This is a genomic window from Pseudorhodoplanes sinuspersici (assembly GCF_002119765.1).
Classification (GTDB): domain Bacteria; phylum Pseudomonadota; class Alphaproteobacteria; order Rhizobiales; family Xanthobacteraceae; genus Pseudorhodoplanes; species Pseudorhodoplanes sinuspersici.
The window spans coordinates 221,471-236,245 of sequence record NZ_CP021112.1; the positions used below are offsets into that span (position 1 = coordinate 221,471).

General features: G+C 61.4%; 16 protein-coding genes. 12 read left to right on the forward strand and 4 right to left on the reverse strand.

From position 1 onward, the window contains the following. Positions 1-44 precede the first annotated feature (44 nt). From CAK95_RS01040 to CAK95_RS29520, 3 genes are all read left to right on the forward strand, one after another. On the forward strand, positions 45-758 hold the full coding sequence (locus CAK95_RS01040) for a TetR/AcrR family transcriptional regulator (protein WP_157699483.1): 714 nt from the start codon (positions 45-47) through the stop codon (positions 756-758). 102 nt (positions 759-860) lie between these two features. Next, positions 861-1,484 carry a VOC family protein gene (locus CAK95_RS01045; protein ID WP_198343785.1) on the forward strand — a complete coding sequence of 208 codons (624 nt, stop codon included), beginning with the start codon at positions 861-863 and terminating at the stop codon, positions 1,482-1,484. Beyond that, positions 1,481-1,750 carry a hypothetical protein gene (locus CAK95_RS29520; RefSeq protein ID WP_198343786.1) on the forward strand — a complete coding sequence of 90 codons (270 nt, stop codon included), beginning with the start codon at positions 1,481-1,483 and terminating at the stop codon, positions 1,748-1,750. Before CAK95_RS01045 ends, CAK95_RS29520 begins: the two co-directional genes overlap by 4 nt. Positions 1,751-1,774: 24 nt before the next feature. Here CAK95_RS29520 and CAK95_RS01050 read toward each other — a convergent pair whose 3' ends face one another. After that, positions 1,775-2,965 carry an alpha/beta hydrolase family protein gene (locus CAK95_RS01050; RefSeq protein ID WP_198343787.1) on the reverse strand — a complete coding sequence of 397 codons (1,191 nt, stop codon included), beginning with the start codon at positions 2,963-2,965 and terminating at the stop codon, positions 1,775-1,777. A gap of 434 nt (positions 2,966-3,399) precedes the next feature. Further along, positions 3,400-4,260, reverse strand: a complete 861-nt coding sequence (locus CAK95_RS01055) for an IclR family transcriptional regulator (RefSeq protein WP_086086143.1) — start codon at positions 4,258-4,260, stop codon at positions 3,400-3,402. A gap of 163 nt (positions 4,261-4,423) precedes the next feature. On the opposite strand from CAK95_RS01055, the gene CAK95_RS01060 reads away from it, so the two are divergent. From CAK95_RS01060 to CAK95_RS01070, 3 genes are read left to right on the forward strand one after another with little or no spacing between them, the layout of a single operon-like run. Then, positions 4,424-5,395 (forward strand): Bug family tripartite tricarboxylate transporter substrate binding protein, encoded by a 972-nt coding sequence (locus tag CAK95_RS01060; RefSeq protein WP_086086144.1) that lies wholly within the window; start codon positions 4,424-4,426, stop codon positions 5,393-5,395. Positions 5,396-5,425: 30 nt separating this feature from the next. Further along, complete coding sequence (locus CAK95_RS01065; protein WP_086086145.1) at positions 5,426-6,346, forward strand: NAD(P)-dependent oxidoreductase; 921 nt, start codon at positions 5,426-5,428, stop codon at positions 6,344-6,346. A gap of 22 nt (positions 6,347-6,368) precedes the next feature. After that, positions 6,369-7,340, forward strand: coding sequence for a Bug family tripartite tricarboxylate transporter substrate binding protein (locus CAK95_RS01070; protein WP_157699484.1), 972 nt, complete (start codon positions 6,369-6,371; stop codon positions 7,338-7,340). A gap of 29 nt (positions 7,341-7,369) precedes the next feature. On the opposite strand, the gene CAK95_RS01075 is transcribed toward CAK95_RS01070, so the two are convergent. Then, positions 7,370-8,161, reverse strand: a complete 792-nt coding sequence (locus tag CAK95_RS01075) for an SDR family NAD(P)-dependent oxidoreductase (protein ID WP_157699485.1) — start codon at positions 8,159-8,161, stop codon at positions 7,370-7,372. Positions 8,162-8,307: 146 nt separating this feature from the next. Between CAK95_RS01075 and CAK95_RS01080 the strand changes: the two genes are divergently transcribed. From CAK95_RS01080 to CAK95_RS01105, 6 genes are all read left to right on the forward strand, one after another. Beyond that, positions 8,308-9,672: an MmgE/PrpD family protein gene (locus tag CAK95_RS01080; RefSeq protein ID WP_086086148.1), complete on the forward strand. Its 1,365-nt coding sequence runs from the start codon at positions 8,308-8,310 to the stop codon at positions 9,670-9,672. Between the two features lie 45 nt (positions 9,673-9,717). Then, a complete protein-coding gene (locus tag CAK95_RS01085) occupies positions 9,718-10,710 on the forward strand; it encodes an aminopeptidase (RefSeq protein ID WP_086086149.1) in 993 nt (330 codons plus the stop codon). 28 nt (positions 10,711-10,738) lie between these two features. Next, positions 10,739-11,650: an ornithine cyclodeaminase family protein gene (locus tag CAK95_RS01090; RefSeq protein ID WP_086086150.1), complete on the forward strand. Its 912-nt coding sequence runs from the start codon at positions 10,739-10,741 to the stop codon at positions 11,648-11,650. 203 nt (positions 11,651-11,853) lie between these two features. Then, a complete protein-coding gene (locus CAK95_RS01095; protein ID WP_086086151.1) occupies positions 11,854-12,819 on the forward strand; it encodes a Bug family tripartite tricarboxylate transporter substrate binding protein in 966 nt (321 codons plus the stop codon). A 26-nt stretch (positions 12,820-12,845) separates the two neighbouring features. Next, positions 12,846-13,715, forward strand: a complete 870-nt coding sequence (locus CAK95_RS01100) for an alpha/beta fold hydrolase (protein ID WP_086086152.1) — start codon at positions 12,846-12,848, stop codon at positions 13,713-13,715. Positions 13,716-13,758: 43 nt separating this feature from the next. After that, the gene (locus tag CAK95_RS01105) at positions 13,759-14,442 is read left to right on the forward strand and encodes a cyclase family protein (RefSeq protein ID WP_157699486.1); all 684 of its coding nucleotides are present in this window, start codon (positions 13,759-13,761) and stop codon (positions 14,440-14,442) included. Between the two features lie 53 nt (positions 14,443-14,495). Here the strand turns inward: CAK95_RS01105 and CAK95_RS01110 are convergent, their stop codons facing one another. Beyond that, positions 14,496-14,690, reverse strand: coding sequence for a hypothetical protein (locus CAK95_RS01110; protein WP_086086154.1), 195 nt, complete (start codon positions 14,688-14,690; stop codon positions 14,496-14,498). Positions 14,691-14,775: the final 85 nt, after the last annotated feature.

A 14,775-nucleotide genomic window follows, 5' to 3' on the forward strand; every position in this document is an offset into this window, starting at 1 on the left:
TGCCCTCAGCGCCGCGCAAGAAGCCTTCAGTCAAGACCGTCGCGGTGAAAGCCACGCGCGGCGGAGCGCAGGAACCAGGCCGCAAATCGGGCGTGCGGAAGGATGTTCTTTCCTCCGAGGTTCTGGATCGGGCAGTCGGCTTGTTCGCCCAGCGCGGCTTTGCCGGCACGAGCCTCAAGGACGTGGCCGACGCCGTCGGCTTGAGCCGCTCAGCGATCTACTACTATTTTCCCAGCAAGGATGCGCTGCTTGAAGAACTGCTGACCGGCGTCACCGTCTCCGCCGCCCGAATTCTGGACAACGTCGAGAAGCGCAGCGATCTGACCCCGATCGAGAAGATCGGCGTCGCCGCCCACGATCTCGTCATGTGGGTCACGGAACGTCGGCTGCACTTCATTGCCATTGACCGGAGCGAGAACGAGCTGCCACCGCCAATCCTGGCGCGTCATCGCGAGGCGAAGCGGCGCGTGCTCGGCGGCATGATGCGATTGATCGACGAGGCAGTGGCCGGAGGCGAAGCGCGCGCCGTCGATAGCCGAGTCACCGCTTTCGCCATTATCGGTATGTGTAACTGGACAGCCTGGTGGTTCGTGCCCGACGGTGAACTGACGGCCGCGACCGTTGCCGACCGGATTGCCGATCTGGCCATGCACAGTGTGCGGCGGGCCCGTCCAGCCGATGCGGCGTCGAACGATATCCGCAGTTTGACCGCCGAGATCCGGGGCATTCTGGGGCTGATCGACCGGGGAGCACCCTGACGCCATTTTTCGGCATCTATGTCAGTCAATTGACATACGCGTCAAATTGATCGATACTCCACAATCTGAAGCCCCACAAGAGGCTAGATGGAGGATTTTGCGATGACCGCTCTCGCCCCGTCTCTCTCTGGACGTTTGTCGCTGCACGGCGTCGACCACACCGCGCGCCCCACCTGGAAACTGCGCGAAACGGTGGAATTTTATCGCGACATCCTCGGCCTTCCGCTGGTGCACGCCATCACCGCCAAGGGATGGGGTCGCGAGAAGGAACAGCACGCCGATTTCATTCATTTCTTCTTCGAGAGCGGCAACGAGAGCTGCATCGCTTTTTTCTACTATATCGGCACGCAGCAACCGCCCGAACTGGTGGTTCCAAAGGGTTACATGGCGATGGCCAACCACACGGCCTGGCGCGTCGAAACGGAAGATGAATTGCTGGCCTGGCAGAAGCGCCTTGAAAACAAGGGTGTTCGGGTTAGCCGGTTCGTCAAGCACGAGATCCTTGAATCGATCTATTTCCGCGATCCGAATTTCTATCCATTGGAAATCACCCGCTCGCTGCGCGACATGGAGCAGCTCGATGCGGTCGATGCGACGATGACCATCGATGCTGCACTCGCACTGGAAGACAGCGGCCGCTGGACCAACATCGAGCAGCTCTGGCGCGCCAAGGCTGACTTCGTGCAGAAGCGTCAGCAGGAAGCCGCTCCGGCAGCCGCGTCATGAGCGGCTTCTACGTTCTGGATGTTCCGGAATTCGCTCCACTCGTGCATGCGGCGGAGCAGCACGAGCGCTGCCGCGTGCATCCGGTCATTGCTGGCTATCGCTACATCGAGTTTGACGGCGAGATCGAGATCAAACGCGATACAACAGGCCTTGGCGAAGCCGTCTGGTTCGGCTGCCTCACGGCCGGCCTTGACGGCAAGATCACGTCATTCACATCCGACGCGATCAGGCTTGCGCCGACCAACGAGCCGGTGCTCGGCGTCTGAGCGCCGGCAGTTGACGCTCGCATCTCAGCCGAATTTTTCCCTCACCCACTCTACAATGGTCTTCGCAGCGGCAGTGCGGCCGGGTTCTTCGCCTTTTTCCAGTGCGCGCCCGTGATGGTCGCCACGGAAGCGCTGGCGGACTTTGTCTGACGACGCGATAGTTTCGAAAATGGCGGCGCAATCAGCGGGAAAGACTGTGTTGTCGCCCGTATAATCGATGAGCAGACAGGGCTGTTCGACGGCCTTTGCCGTCTCGAACAGATTGGCCCGCGACGAATGCCCGGACCAGGTCGACAACCAGGCTTCGGGCGTGCAGAAACGGGAAAATCCCACCGCGCCATAATTCGTTGCAAACGGATCCTTGCCCCAGACGGAGCCCAGCTTCCGATCGGACGGATCGATCGAACGGTCCCAGCAGCGCAGGTCCGCATCGGTGCGCCAGATGGTCATGACCGACGTGTGTGCGCCCTTGCGGCGATCGGAGACAGAACCGCTCTCCTTGGCACGTTTGCGCGCAGACAGACGCTCGCTGATCATATTGCGAGCGATAGCATCGAGCCGCGTGACCCGCTCGGATTGCGCTTGGCGGAAGCGTTGAATGAAGTCGGCAGTGTATTTCGAACCGTCCGGTCCCTCTTGGAACCCGTTCGCCGGATTGAGAAAATCGAGCGAAGGGTCCACGGACAACGCATCATGCTCATCGGTGACTGACGGATCGATACACTTGAGCAGTATTTGGCCTTGGCCCGGATGTGGCGAGACGAACACGACGCCATCGGCAACAGGCATCGTGGCTTCGCCAAGGCCGGTCGGCCTTCCGCCCGGCGTCTTGTCGAAGCGGCTGGCTGAATCTTTCAACGATTGCTGATTGTAGAACGCATACAGACTCGCCCCGCCCGAATTGCCGATGAGGATGATCCGCTTGAATCCAGCGTCTTTTAGAAAATTCAGGCCGGCTGCGACGTCGAGTAGCGCAATCTCGTGCTCGAGTCGCATGTCATTTCCAACAGACCGTGCCGTCTGCGTGAATACGGCGTAACCGGCCGACACAAGATCGGGCACCAGATAGTGCGTCGCCAGAAATTCGCGAGGATGCATGATGCACAGCACGGTGTCGGCAGATTGCTTCGCATATAAAAATCCATTGACGGCCGCCCCATCCTGCGTCTGCAACGGATGCACCGTGACCATCACATCGGCTGGCAGGCCCGTCATGGTCCAACTTGCGTTGCGAAAGCCGGCCGTCGCTTCCCGAGCCATCCCCCAAACCTTTCGTCTGATATGTTTAATTATCGACGTTATCGTCTAATTCACAAGATGTCTACGGCCTAACGGCAAAAGCGAAGAGATGCGGTTCTGGACAGTTGTGGCGCTCGTCTTCATAGGGCGCCGCACTGGCTGTAGCCCTTGGCCACCGACACCGACCGCGGATCCCGACCACAATGTAGACTTTCACTAGCAGCCGGAACGGCCGGTTGATCGCCGGCGGCGGTTCTCTCGCTCGGACAGGGGTGTGTTTCGCGAGCAGGAGATTTCGTTGTAGCCAGGCATGCGGCCGAGAGCTTTTCCAACAAGGTGATCAGCGACCGGTTCGGCACCGTCTTTGCAATTGCGACACACTGACGTGGAACGCCGCGGAGCTGGTATCATCACCCCTTTATCGTAGACTCTGAAAATCCCAGCCCACGGTTCAGTTTAGCTGCACTCGCCAGCAAGAGCCCGGAAAGCTTTGCGTGACCCTTCTGGCTAAAGCGCGCCTTGGGCACGGTGATGCTGAGGCATCCGATCGCACGACGTTCCGAATTAAACAGCGGAGCGGCCAGTCCCACCGCACCTTCGATCTTCTGCCCATGCGTGAGCGCATAACCGCGTTCTCGGATATCGCGCAATTCCTTCATGAACATGGCTTTCGGCGGCAATTTGTCTCCAGATACTGGAGAGCGGTCATTGTCCTTCAGCGCCGCTTCGATTTCCGGCTCGGTCAGAAAGGCCAGCACCGCACGTCCGGTGGCACCCCAAAGAAGTGAATGCGGCTGATACATATCGATCTGATAGCGCAGTGGATGCGACGAATATTCCGCATACAATGCCATAACCTTGCGCGAAGCCGGGATGTAACGCAGCAACACGCATGTCTCGTCACTTTCCTCAACCAATGCGCGCATGATCGGCCGCGCTAGGTCGACGATCTGCACCTTCGCGGCCACCAGCGAACCGATGCGCATGAATTCCGGTCCAGGACCATACATCGCGCGTGATGGCGCGCGTTCGACAACGCCCTCCTTAATGAGAAGGCCAAGAAGGCGGTGCACGGTGCTTGCCGGCAGATTGAGTGACTGGCACAGCCACTTGATCGAAACATCACCGTCGGCCTCGGCGAGACACGCCAGCAATTTCACAACGCGCGTGACGGTTCCAGCCCCGGACATTTCCGATGCGCTTGTCGCCGGTGCACCGGCTGTCTTGAGATTGTCCTTCATTGCGGTGTTCAGACCCCGAGCTGCGCTCATTTCGCGATGCGCTATTACCAACACAAAACGACCGCACGTTCAATGAATTTTCCGATAAACGGAAAAATTGATCATTTAACGGAATTGCCGTAGTCAATGGGGTAAGGACTGAAGGCTGCGTCAAGTCAGCCGACGATAACAAGCTGGAGAGGAAAAATCCGAGATGGGTGCCACGATGAACTTGCGTCTTGTGTTCGGCCTGATCGCGCTCGCTGCCATTGGCGTGCCGGCGGCCTCAGCTCAAACTTTCCCGTCGCAGCCTATCCGCGTCGTCGTGCCCTTCCCCGCGGGCGGTGGCACAGACATCCTGATGCGGATTATCCAGGATAAATACGCCGCGCGGCTTGGCCAGCCGGTCGTCATCGACAATCGCCCGGGCGCCAGCGGCAATATCGGCAGCGGCGTGGTGGCGAAATCGACGCCGGATGGATACACGCTGCTCGTGCAGGGCACGATCGTCGGCATCTATCCGACCGTGTTCTCAAGCCTGCCCTATGATCCGTTCAAGGACTTTTCCTATATCGGCGGCGTCGCCGAGTCGCCCGCTGTCGTCGTCGTCAATCGCAATTCGCCGCTCAAGACGATCGGCGATCTCATTGAAGCCGGCAAGAAGAAGCCGCTGAATTTCGCCTCGGCCGGCGTCGGCGCGCCGCAACATCTTGCCACCGAGAAGCTGGCGCGGCTCAACAAGACGCAGCTGACCCATGTGCCTTATAAAGGCTCGGCCACGGCGACGGCCGATCTGCTCGCCGGCGTTCTGGATTTCGGATCGCTCAGCCTCAGCTCTGTGCTGACGCTCATTCAGGAAGGCCAGCTGCGCGCGCTCGCCGTCATCAGCGACAAGCGCACCAAAATGCTGCCCGACGTGCCGACGGTTAAGGAAGCCGGCTTCGGCGATGTCTCCGGCACCATCCGCTTTTTCCTTGCCGCTCCCGCCGGCACGCCGCCCGCCACCGTGCAAAAGCTCAGCGGCGATCTGCAATCGGTCGTGAAGGACCAGGACATCCAGAACGAATTCCTGAAGCGCGGCTACGAAATCACCCTCGCCAACGCGAAGGAGGTCGAGACGATGATTGGCGGGCAGCGCGACACCTGGCTGTCTGTCATCCGTGACCTGAACCTGAAATTCGACTGACATCGTTTCAGTGATTGCGAGCCAGCGCTGATGGTGACGAAACCGGTCGGCTTCATCGGATGTGGTCATATGGGCAGCGCAATGGCGCAGCGGCTCATCGATGGCGGCTTCGATGTCCTGATCCACGATATCGATCCGGCGAAGGTTGCGGTGCTGGCTGCACACGGCGCACGGCCAGCGCAGAGCGTGCGGGCGGTTGCGCGCGAAGCTTCTGTCATTCTCGCCTCTCTGCCGTCACAGGATGCCAGCTGCGCCGTCGCCACTGAGATTGCCGAAAGCGGCGCAGCCGAAGTCTATATCGAGACCTCGACCATCGGACAGCGAACTATCAAGACGATCGAAGCCATGCTGGAGCCACGCGGCATTGCGATGCTCGACATGCCGGTCACCGGTGGCCCAAGCTGGGCGCGCGAAGGACGATTGACGGGAATTCTGTCCGGGGCGCCGGCAGCGCGCGATGCGGCGACTCCCATTCTGAATTGTATTGCCGGGCGTCTCATTGTTGTTGGCGACCACGCCGGTCAGGGTCAGATCGCGAAGGTGATCAACAACATGCTGTCGCTCAGCGGCATGATGATCGCATGCGAGGCGATCGTTGCCGGCGTAAAGGCCGGGATCGACGCCGAACAACTGCTAGAGACCATCAACGCCGGCACTGGCCGCAATTCCGCGACGGCGGACAAATTTCCGAAGGCGATCCTGCCCCGCACCTTCAACTTTGGCGGACCACTCGGGCTCGGCAACAAGGATCTCGCGTTGTTTCTGGAACTGACGGACACCGGCCATCGCTCCGACTCGATCGGCCACTCCATTGCCGCGCTTTGGCAGCGCATCACCGACGACATCGGCGAGAGCGCCGACCTGAGCGAGATGGTCAAATTCTTCGAAAAGCGCGCCGGCGTCGAAGTCCGCGGCCGGACGGGCGCTGCAATCACATCTGATCAAACATGAACGTGAGAAAATGGAGCCTCCGATGACACTGCGTCTCTTCGCTCTGGCCGCGAGCCTGCTCGCCGCACCATTGACCGCATCTGCGCAATCCGATTATCCGAACCGGCCGATCAACATCATCGTCAACATCACGCCGGGCAGTGGCACCGACCTCATCGCGCGAACGGTCGCCGACGCGATGAAGGACACGCTGAAGCAGACGATCGTGGTGGAGAACCGCCCCGGCGCTGGTGGCTCGATCGGCGCTGCCGTGGTCGCAAACTCTGCGCCAGACGGCTACCGCCTGCTCGTCACCTCGTCGGCGATAGCCGCCCTGCCCGCGATTCAACCGACGCTCAGCTACGATACCGAGAATGATCTGACGCCGATCATTCCGCTTGCCGCGCTGCCGGCGGTCGTCATGGTCTCGCCGAGCAAGGGCATTCGCACGCTCAACGAACTTATCGAAAAGGCGCGCAAGGCGCCCGGCGAAGTAATGTTCGGCTCGAGCGGCGTTGCCAGCGCCTCACATCTCGAAGTGGAGCGTCTGCGCGCTGCCGCCAAAATCAAGCTGACGCATGTGCCCTATCGCGGCGCGCCGGAAGCAATCGCCGATACCGCTGGCGGCCGCGTAGACTTTGTAATCGCGCCGCTCGTCTCCGGTCGCTCGTTCATGGATGCCAAGCAGCTGATCGCGATCGCATCCACCAGCAGCAAGCGTTCGTCGCTGATCCCCGACGTTCCGACCATTGCCGAGTCCGGCCTCAACATGCGCCTGGGCGCTTGGGTCGGTCTGCTTGGGCCCAAGGGTATGCCGCCGGAGCTGGTGCAGAAGATTCATGATGCGGCGGCTAAGGCATTAGAGTCGCCAGAAGTGAAGGATCGCTTCAACAAAATGGCGGCCGAGTTGATGCCGATGTCCTCGGCGGAGTTCAGGAAGCTGATCGTGGACGAAATCAAGAGCAATAAGGAATTGCTGGCCGAAGCGATACCGGCCGACAAGAAGCCGAATTGAGGAGGCTCGCTGTCAATGCTAGGCGCGTTTCACGAGGACTTGCGTTTCGCGAAATAGGTTTCGGTATCGTATTGCGCACCGACATGCAGACCTCCGTCCACGATCACGTGCGTGCCGGTACAGGCGCGCGCGGCATCGGAACAGAAGAACAGAATCGGGGCGGCTACTTCCTCCGGCGACAGCCAGCGGCCCATCGGAACACGGCGCGGCACGTCGGCGCGGCTTTTCGCGTCGATCTTCGCATCCATCTGCGGCGTCATGATCGGCCCCGGCAGCACCGCGTTGACACGGATATTGTCGCGCGCCAACTCGAATGCGGCGTGACGGGTGAGACCGAGCACACCGGATTTCGCGGCAGTGTAGCTTACGCCATTGTTGAACGACATCTGGAAAGCCGCCAGCGAACCAACCGTCACGATGCTGCCGCCGCCAACGCGCCGCATTGCCGGCGCGACCGCCTTGATGCCGTAGAACGGTCCGCTGAGATTAAGCCCCACGACGCGATTCCAGTCGTCGGCACTGGCGCTGTCGATGGTCGTCGGGGTCCCGCCGCCAGCAACGCTGATCAGCATATCGATGCGGCCGAACGCTTTCTCGACGGCCGCGACCGCCTGCTCGATCTGATCGAGGTTCGACACATCGACCTGATGAATCGAAAGCTCATCGCCCTTCCCGGCCTTGAGCTGCTCGAGCCGCGTCTGATCGCGATCGAAAGCAGCCACCTTCGCGCCGCTCTTGAGCAGCCGATCGACGGTGGCCGTTCCGATGCCGCCCGCGCCGCCGGTGACGATCGCGACGCAACCCGAAAAATCGAAGTTCATGAAGCTCTCCAGCTGTTTTTCATTTTTTCCGGTAAACGGAATCTTATCCTGTTGAATGGAAAGTCCTGACTTGTTACCACAGGGGCAACGAGCCGCAAACGCTTCCACGTGCTGAGCCTCGTTGATCATTTCGGAGCCGCGAACAGATGCCGTCTGTGTTCACCGAACGTCTTTGCACCGCCATTCGCCGCTGCGATGGTGGCGATGTGGCGATGCGGGCGCTGATCGGCCGCGCCATCGCAGATACGCTCGGTGTCGCCGCCGCCGGTTTCGCAGAACCCGTGACGCGGCTGACGCTCGAAGCCTATCGCGGACAGGGCGCCGTCACCTGGTCCGGCGCCGTTTGTGAGAGCGAGGAAGCGGCGGTGATGATCGATGCGATCGCCGCGCATGCGCTCGATTTCGACGATGTCTATCTCGAAAGCGCGATCCATCCGAGCACCGTCATTCTTCCCGCCATCCTGCGCAGCGGCCGGGGTCACGCGCCCGATGAAATCATCGCTGCCTTCAGCGCCGGATTGATCGCGGCGCAGGCGGTCGCGGCGCGGGTCGGGCTAGGCCATTATCACAAGGGCTGGCACGGCACCGGCACCATCGGCGCGTTTGCAGCAGCGGCAGCAGCGGGGCGCCTGCGGCGCTTCGACGAGAAGCAGCTGGCGACGATGTTTTCAATCGTCGCTTCGCAATCAGCTGGACTGAAAGTCAATTTCGGCACGATGACGAAGCCCGCCCATGCCGGCTTCGCCGCGTCCGCCGGCGTACGCGCGGCGCTGTTGACGCGCGCAGGCTTCACCGCCGCCGCCGATATTTTCGGCCCCGGCGGCTATGCCGAACTCTACGGCACGCCCGATGGCCTTGAGGAGCCTTCCGACGAGGCCTATCGCCTGCGCGCCGACAAGGTTGCGCTCAAGCTCTATCCCTGCTGCTACGGCACGCATCGGCTGATCGGCATCGCCCTCGATGCCCGCGCCAAGCTTGGCAATGCTTTCTGCGACGAGCGCCTGCGCGTTCGCATCACCGTGCCGAAAGGCAGCATCGATGTGTTGCGCTACGATCGCCCGCGCACCGGCCTCGAAGCCAAATTCTCCGCGCCCTACAGCATCGCCGTATCGCTGCTCGACGGTCTGCCGACGCTCGATCACTTCACCGATGCGGCGGTGGCATCGCGCGGCGATGTCAAAGCCTGTATGGAGCGGATCGACGTCATCCAGAATGCGGCGCAGGACAGCGGCGGCGATATCGAATTTGGCCATGTCACGCTCGATGTGATCGGCAGCGACGGCGCCACGCGCGACAGCTTCACCCGCCACGCCATTCCCGGCTCGCCGGACGATCCGCCGTCGCGCGCCGACGTGATCGCGAAATTCCAGAGCGTCACGGCGATCTTCGAACGCGCCTTCAGCAAACCGTTTCCGATCCTGCAACAGGCCGCTGATATCGCCGAGGTGCGCGCCTGGCTGCCCGACCAGGACACCCGCGCATCCCTGCAGCGCGCGGTCGCCTTCCGATAAATACGCGCCGAAGCCGCGCATCATCTTCCCAAGGAGAACAACAATATGTCGTACAATGTCGAAGACATCGCCAAGGTGATGCAGACCCCGCTGAAGCTCAACACCAAGGCCGGGGCGAAAATCTTCATCATTACCGATACCAAGATCGATCCGGTGCTGTGGCAGGGCCTGTCCAAGGCGGCCAAGGATCTCGGCATGGAAGCCAATGTCGGCATCATGGAGCCGCGCGCGACGCATTCGTCCAATCCAACGAGCCCGATCCATCGCGCCGCGCTCGATCCCGATCTCGACCTCGTCGTCTATCTGACCTCGACCGCGATGGCGCATGCCACCATCACCGAAGATCTGATCGAAAACGGAAAGCAGCATCTGCTGATGGAAGAGCTGACGCCGGCGATGCTGTCGCCGGATGGCCCGGCCGGCGCGGATTATGGGGCGATCAACGAACTTGGTCTGCGCATTGCCAAGGTCTTCACCGAGGGCGACACCTGCCACGTCACCTGTCCGAACGGCACCAACCTCACCGCCAGCATCACGGGCCGGCCCGGCCGTTCGATCGCCGGCATCCCGGTTCAGCTGAAGCCCGATGGCGGCGCCGGCTGCGCCTTCCCCGATGGTGAAGCGCATGTCTGTCCGGTCGAAGGCACCGGGAATGGCGTCGTGGTGTTCGACCTCACCGCGCATTCGGTCGGTTCGATCAAGGAGCATATGAAGCTCACCGTTGTCGATGGCATGGTGACCAAGATCGAGGGCGGTCGTGAAGCGGCGATCTGGCGCGAGATTCTGGAAAAGCATGGCGACGCCGCCAGCTTCAATTGCCCGGCGGAAATTTCGATCGGCCTCAATCCGAAAGTGACGCCGACCGGCGTGATGCGCACCGACAAGAAGATGTATGCAACCTCGCATATCGGCATGGGTGATACGGTGGCGCTGGGCGGCACCTGCCACGCCAAGCTGCGTCTCGAAGGCGTCATCAGCAAGCCGGAAATTTCGGTCGATGGCCAGACGCTGACGCGCGGCGGCAAGATTCTTGTCTAATCTCTGGCTGACGCGAAAGACCTTTCCCATGCGCATGATTACGGCGGCAAAGACCATCGACGCCTTGTCGATCGCCGAGGCCGCCTCCGTCATCGCACAGGTCTATGCCGGCCTTGCCGCCGGCCATGTGGTGGCATCGTCGCCCTCGGCGATGCGCATAGCCGGGCCGCCGCATCGCATCCAGGTGAAAGGCGCAGTATTGCAGGATCTCGGCATTGCCGGCGCGCGCTTGAGCTCGCTGCGCGATCCGCGGCTGATCCTGTGGGATCTGGAAACCGGCTCGCCGATCCTGCTGCTGGAGGAAAGCTGGCTCTACACCTTCCGCACCGGCATCTCCGGTGCAGTCGTGGCGCGCTGGCTGTCGCCCAATCCCAATCCGCGCATTGCTTTGATCGGCGCCGGCAAGATCGCAACCCATATGGCGCGCGGCTTTGCCGAACTCTGCAATCCCTCATCGATCCTCGTGGCGTCGCGAACAGCGCAATCGGCGGAGCGTCTGGTCTCTGCCGTCGGCAGCAAGGCTTGCGACATCGCCATTGCGCCCAGCATCGAAGACGCGGTGCGCGGCGCCGATATCATCGCCACCATCACCACGGCCAGCGCGCCGCTGGTCGATCCGTCCTGGATCAAGCCGGGTGCGCTTGTGCTGTCGATGGGCGGCGTGCAGGAATTTTCGCCGCAGACCTTTCAGGCAGCCACGCATCGCTTCGTCGATGATCTCGATTACGCGCTCTATCAGGGCGATCTCGCCAGCTTCGTCAAAGCCGGCGCGGTTGCCGAAAGCGACATCAGAGGCACCATCGTCTCAATCGGCGAGGTCGCGGCCGGCCGATGGCAGGGTCGAGCGGCCCCTTCCGAAACCGTTTACGCGGTGATCCAGGGTTTGACCGCGCTCGATCTCGGACTCGCCTATCGCATTTATCGGAACAGCGCGGACTGATCGCGCCGCGCAGACCAGCTGGTTCGCTCACTCTTGCAAGTTGGGCTGCGCCTGCTGCGCTTGCTCGCATTACCGGGCGCACAAGCTTGCACCCCTGCCCCGCTCACGCACCGTTCCGCTTGCGCAAGTTCGGCGCATCCCCTAGCCTCAATCACATAACGGAATAACTTTCCGATTAACGGAAAGATTAGGGAGGATGAAGAATGCGCGCAGTCATTCGCTTGCTTGCGTTGATGCTCGTTGCCGCCGCAGCACTTCCCGCTGCGGCACAGGATTATCCCAATCGACCTATCCGCTGGATCATTCCTTATGCTGCAGGCGGCGGTTCCGACACGCTGGCGCGCATGATCGCGCCGGAAATGTCGAAGCGACTCGGCCAGCCGATCGTGATCGAAAACAAGCCGGGTGCTGCCTCGGCGGTGGCCGCAGCCGAAGTCGCGCGATCGGCGCCGGACGGCTACACCATCTTCTCCGCAGATAACGGCACGATGGTTTACAATCCCGCGCTCTACAAAAAGCTGGCTTACGATCCGAAGGAGTTTCGCCCCGTATCGATGCTGGCGCGCTCGCCGACCATTCTTGTGGTCGGGCCATCGACGAAAGCCTCCAGCGTCAAGGAGCTGGTCGCATCGGTGAAGTCGCAGCCCGGCAAGATCAGCTACGCCTCCGCTGGCCCCGGCAGTCCACATGCGATGGCGATGGAGCTGGTGAAAGCGACCGTCGGGCTCGACATGATCCATGTGCCCTATCGCGGCGGCGCACTCAGCATTCAGGATGTTGCGGCCGGACAAGTGCCGATGTGCATGACCGATTTTTCCAGCGGCTCCGGCATGATTGCATCGGGCAAGGTGCGCGCGCTGGCGGTGGCCAATCCCAAACGCATGCCGCAACTGCCGGACATTCCGACCTTCGATGAGCTGGGCTTCAAGGGCATCTATGCCGAGGCTTTTGCTGGCGTCGTCGTGCCGGCCGGCACGCCCGACACTGTCGTCGCCAAGTTGCAGACGGCGGTTCAGGAAGCGGTGGCCGAACCGACGATCCAGAAGCGCCTGTTCGAGATCGGCCAGGAGCCGGTCGGCGGCACCGCCGAGCAATTCGCGGGTGTGCTGAATGCAGAAACGACGCGCTGGCACAAGCTGATCAAGGATCTCAACATCTCGCTGGATTGAGAACGCAGAAGCAAAGCGCCGCACACATGCCCGTCATCCGGACAGCCTCCGATCTTCTGACCTGGTATCGAATCGATGACTTCACCGATCCATGGGCCGATGCGCCCTGGATCGTGTTGATGCATGGCGTCGCCGAAACAAGCGATGCCTGGTTTGCCTGGATTCCGCATCTGGCGCGGCGCTATCGCGTGCTGCGGTTCGACATTCGCGGTTTCGGTCAATCGTCGCCGATGCCGCGCGATTATGACTGGCCGTTCGAACGCATCGGCGATGATTTGCTGTCGCTGACGAGCCAGTTGCAGATCGAGCGTTTTCATCTCGTCTCCGCGAAAGTCGGCGGCACCATGGCGCTGCATTTTGCGAGCCGGCGGCCAAAGGCGTTGCGCAGCCTGTCGGTGCTGGGCACGCCGGTCGTCACCGCCAGCGCAACAGAAGCCGGCTATTCGCCGGATGAGATCGATCGGCATGGCGTCGGCCATTGGGCGCGGCGCACCATGGGCAATCGCCTTGGCACCGCGTTGCCGCCCGAAGCACATGAATGGTGGGCGAAGATGATGGAGACGACACCCGCCTCGACGCAAGCGGGCTTTCTGCGCGTCCTGCCACAGATCGATGTGCGGCCGCTGTTGCCGCAGATCGCCTGCCCGACGCTGGTGGTGATTACCGGCGATCCGAATAATCCGGCGCAGAACCTGACGGGCGTCGCATCAACCATCGCCTGGCAATCGACGATCGCGAAATCGGAATTGCTGGTGATCCCCAATGACTCGTTTCATGTCGCAGCGACAGCGCCCGACCGCGCGGCGGAAGCCGTGCTGAATTTCATCGACCGGCACGAGCCTGCCATGTCGACTTCCAAAACCATCGCAAGTGCCGAAAGGACCTCCCATGTGTGATTGCCCCGAACATATCCGCCCGGGCTGGAAGGGATGGATTCCGTTGCCGGCACGAAAGCCTGAGCAAGGGCGCGGCGCATGGACCGATCTGACGCATGTCATCACCGAGGATCTGTCACGCTCGCCGGCTTTTCCGAAGCCCGTGATCCGGCAGATCGTCAAGATGCCGAAGGACAATGCCAACGTCACCGAATTCCAGATGGTCTGCCATCACGGCACGCATGTCGATGCGCCGCGCCACTTTTTGAATGATGCGCCATCGTTTGATGAGATTCCGCTCGACCGGCTGTATGGTCCGGCGGTGATCTGGCGGATCGAGAAAGGCCCGTTCGGCTTGATCACGCCGGAGGATTTCGAAGCGGCGAGTCCCAAGCTGCAGCCGGGCGACATGCTGCTGCTCGATACCGGCTGGGCGCAGCATATCAATACCGAGATATATGAAGACCATGCCTCGCTGACGCCGGAGGCGGCGGAATGGCTGGTTGCGCATCAGATCAAGCTGCTTGGCATCGATTGCAGCACGCCGGACCTGACGTCGCATAAGCGGCCGAAGGGCTTCACCTGGCCGGTGCATGAGATCCTGCTGTCACAAGGCGTTCTGATCGCGGAGCATCTGACCAATCTGCGCCCGCTCGCCAATCAGCGGGTCGAGGCGATGTTTCTCGGCATCCCAATCGCCGGCTCGGATGGCGCACAGGCCCGTGTCATCGCGCGCCCGTTAATATAGCCACATGCCTTTCTAATTTGAGAGCGCTTATTCGGCGCCGCGGTCAGTCCTCATCAGATCGATTGTTCGGCCCAGCCGACGGTCAAGAGCTCAAATCTGATCAGTCGACGTAACCGTCCAGAGACGGTGAGATAGAGCGCGAGGATGGTGATCGGAGGATCGTTCTCATTCCGCCAGTTGGCGTGAGGTAACCAAGGGTTGATCAGCACCATCTGGTCGTCAGTAATCGGGCAGAGCAAGCCATTCACATCGTAAGCGCCGTCCTTTCCTTCCACTTTGATGCGGGCATGGACATGCGGGTGGCGCGGACGTGGACCGGCTGGTTTGTGCGGA

Coding starts and splice junctions, on each gene's coding strand:
- CAK95_RS01065 (WP_086086145.1), top strand. CDS start 5,426: ATGGTGACGAAACCGGTCGGCTTCATCGGATGTGGTCATATGGGCAGC.
- CAK95_RS01070 (WP_157699484.1), top strand. CDS start 6,369: ATGACACTGCGTCTCTTCGCTCTGGCCGCGAGCCTGCTCGCCGCACCA.
- CAK95_RS01050 (WP_198343787.1), bottom strand. CDS start 2,965: ATGACGGGCCTGCCAGCCGATGTGATGGTCACGGTGCATCCGTTGCAG.
- CAK95_RS01060 (WP_086086144.1), top strand. CDS start 4,424: ATGGGTGCCACGATGAACTTGCGTCTTGTGTTCGGCCTGATCGCGCTC.
- CAK95_RS01085 (WP_086086149.1), top strand. CDS start 9,718: ATGTCGTACAATGTCGAAGACATCGCCAAGGTGATGCAGACCCCGCTG.
- CAK95_RS29520 (WP_198343786.1), top strand. CDS start 1,481: ATGAGCGGCTTCTACGTTCTGGATGTTCCGGAATTCGCTCCACTCGTG.
- CAK95_RS01045 (WP_198343785.1), top strand. CDS start 861: ATGACCGCTCTCGCCCCGTCTCTCTCTGGACGTTTGTCGCTGCACGGC.
- CAK95_RS01080 (WP_086086148.1), top strand. CDS start 8,308: ATGCCGTCTGTGTTCACCGAACGTCTTTGCACCGCCATTCGCCGCTGC.
- CAK95_RS01090 (WP_086086150.1), top strand. CDS start 10,739: ATGCGCATGATTACGGCGGCAAAGACCATCGACGCCTTGTCGATCGCC.
- CAK95_RS01100 (WP_086086152.1), top strand. CDS start 12,846: ATGCCCGTCATCCGGACAGCCTCCGATCTTCTGACCTGGTATCGAATC.
- CAK95_RS01095 (WP_086086151.1), top strand. CDS start 11,854: ATGCGCGCAGTCATTCGCTTGCTTGCGTTGATGCTCGTTGCCGCCGCA.
- CAK95_RS01055 (WP_086086143.1), bottom strand. CDS start 4,260: ATGAGCGCAGCTCGGGGTCTGAACACCGCAATGAAGGACAATCTCAAG.
- CAK95_RS01075 (WP_157699485.1), bottom strand. CDS start 8,161: ATGAACTTCGATTTTTCGGGTTGCGTCGCGATCGTCACCGGCGGCGCG.